General features: G+C 35.5%; 3 protein-coding genes. All 3 read right to left on the bottom strand.

The annotated features are described in order from the left end of the window. Positions 1–177, bottom strand: a 177-nt coding sequence (locus tag OEW78_RS10375; protein WP_300327217.1) for a rhodanese-like domain-containing protein, incomplete at its 3' end; no start/stop codon positions are given. 297 nt (positions 178–474) lie between these two features. Beyond that, the gene (locus tag OEW78_RS10370; protein ID WP_300327216.1) at positions 475–819 is read right to left on the bottom strand and encodes a P-II family nitrogen regulator; all 345 of its coding nucleotides are present in this window, start codon (positions 817–819) and stop codon (positions 475–477) included. A gap of 215 nt (positions 820–1,034) precedes the next feature. Then, entirely contained in the window at positions 1,035–2,567 is a 1,533-nt protein-coding gene (locus OEW78_RS10365) for an ammonium transporter (RefSeq protein WP_366523069.1), read from the bottom strand. Positions 2,568–2,822: the final 255 nt, after the last annotated feature.

Below are 2,822 nucleotides of genomic sequence, written 5' to 3'. Positions count from 1 at the left end.
ATTATCAAAATTTTCAATTCCTTGTTTTGTTGTATCAATCCAATGAAATGCAAATAGATCTAAATGAACAGCCCCAGGAATATGACCTTCAGAGTATTCTTTGAATGAACGAGTGTCAACTATAATCAGATCAGTATCAGTAAGAATTGAGTAAAGTTCTTCTACAGAAATCAACATAATTGAAGTAAATTAATGCAATCTAAATTGATTTGCACTAGATACCAAAACAAAGAGAAGATGAGTTATTTGATTTGTTGATATTCTCTATTGGGATATACCAAAATCACTGCTAACATTCTTTAGAAGCGGTTCTCATCTAGTAAACCATTGAACATCTAAATAATACATAATAAATCAAAAAATTACATACACTAAATATTAGAATATTAAAGGTATGTTTTTGATTATACTCACAATATAGATAAACAGTTATTCAAATTAAAAATTAAAAATTAAAAAATTTCTTGTTTGATACTAAAGTGCTGATGAGTCTGTCTTTTTACTGGCAATATTAACTACCTGATCAACATCTGTAACAATTACTATTCCATCACCACTCTTCCCAGTATATGCAGCTTGAGATATGGCTGAAATAACTTTTGGAACTTCAGAATCATCTACAACGGTCATGATAGAATCCATGATATTATATTCAGCTCTAAACTGTGTTGTTCCTCTACCGCTTCGAAGCATAGGTCGCTCTCCAGAACCCTGACCTTTTATGCTTGTTACAGTTACGCCTTTTGCACCTGTAGATTTAATTGCACTAACCACTTCAGATAATTTATCACTCCTAACTATGGTTTCCAATCTTTTCATGTTTCTGTTAATATTATGTTGTTAAAAAAGATATAGATAACAAAGTAGAATTTCAAAATAATTTTTTAAGACAGAGATTTTCAAATATCTCTAATCACAAACAAATCTAGAAATTAAAACAAGACAGTATTTTTTCTTATTGCTTCTCAATCTAGATAGAATACGTTAACATAGAAAACAATGAATATTACAAATTAAAGATATACATTAATCTGTTATTCATTAACATAAGCACGCTCGCCATGCTGTGCTAAATCTAATCCTATCTCTTCTTCCCTAGGAGTTACTCTGATGCCACCAGGCCATACTAAATCCATCACTTTAAGAATACCAAAAGTAACCGCTAAAGTATAACCAACAGCTATAACAGCACCAATTATTTGGATGCCTTGTTGTTCCATACCCTCTGCAGTACCAGTCCATGCACCAATACCATCACCACCAGTATCCCAGATATGTGGACTTGCTAGGGTCCCAGCAAGAATAACTCCGGTCAATCCACCCATACCGTGAACTCCCCAAACGTCTAAAGCATCATCCCATTTTTTAGCATTCTTCAATGCTACTGCGCCATAACATACAGCACCAGCAGCAATTCCAATAATCAACGCACCCATTGGACCTACCCAACCAGACGCAGGAGTAATGGTTCCTAATCCAGCAATGGTACCAGTAGCAGCACCAATGATGCTTGGTTTTCCGGTATGAGCCCAACTTAATAATACCCATGTCACGGTACCCATTCCAGCAGCTATGTTAGTAGCCATCCAAGCACTGACAGTTACACCATCAACCATAACTTGACTTCCAGGATTAAATCCAAACCAACCAAACCAGAGAATACCAGCACCTAAAACAACTAATGGAACATTATGTGGTTCCATTGGAACCTTTCCAAGTCCCATTCTTCTTCCTAAGACAAGTGCAGCAGCTAATGCTGCAAATCCAGCAGTAATATGTACAACTGCTCCTCCAGCAAAATCAAGCACATAACTAGGTGATAGAGAAGGATCTAAATCCAGTGTTCCGTCTGACATAAATCCACCGCCCCATATCCAATGAGCAACTGGGTAGTAGACAAATGTGGACCAAACTATAACAAATATCAAAATTGCACTGAATTTCATTCTGTCAACAACACCACCAATAATTAAAATAGGAGTAATTATTGCAAATGTTCCCTGAAATGCTGCAAAAAGCATATGAGGAATAGTACCAGGCCAATCTTGGCTACATTGATCCGCATCAACCATTGCATTCATTTGATATGCAGCTGACCATGTATCAGTACAAGAACCTACTGAACCAAGTGGGGCAAAGTGAGAAACATTATTGAACCCAACATAGTCAAGTGCACCCATAAATGCATTACCTGCTTCATAATTAGGACCAAATGCCAATGAATAACCAAATGCAAGCCATTGAACAGCGGCTACGCCCATAATTACTAAAGTCATACCGAAAACATTAACAGCGTTCTTACTTCTAGCAAGACCACCATAAAATACACCCACACCAGGACTCATCAAAAGTACTAAAGAAGTAGCAGTCAACATCCAAGCTGTGTCACCAGTGTCAATTCTACAAGGTAACATGTTGCCATCATCATCAGAATACCAACATTCATGAGGATTACCAGTGTATATTCCAGAAGTTCCAAGCACATAACCATCCATCCCATCAGATGTAGACTGTGCATAAGCCTGAGTCATTGCAGCAACAGAAATAATTGAAACTATTGTAAACATTACGATAAGAGGAATCTTTTGATTTTTCACTTTCTAATCTCAAGCGAAGCCATTTAAAAAGATATATTTTTTTTATTAATAAATTGTGTTACTATTGTAAATCAAATTATTGTGAGATTAATATTTTATAAGATAAAATATATCATCAGACACGTTGAAAACATCTCTTTTTGAAACCTTTAAGTTAACAAACCAACTAACTGGGAAGGCAAAAAGACAAAGGAAAATAATTAAAATTATTGGAACCACACATAT

This window comes from Candidatus Nitrosopumilus sp., from assembly GCF_029882185.1.
Taxonomy (GTDB): Archaea; Thermoproteota; Nitrososphaeria; order Nitrososphaerales; family Nitrosopumilaceae; genus Nitrosopumilus.
Note: the sequence above shows the minus strand (reverse complement) of the source record. Positions and strands in the feature narration are given on the sequence as shown.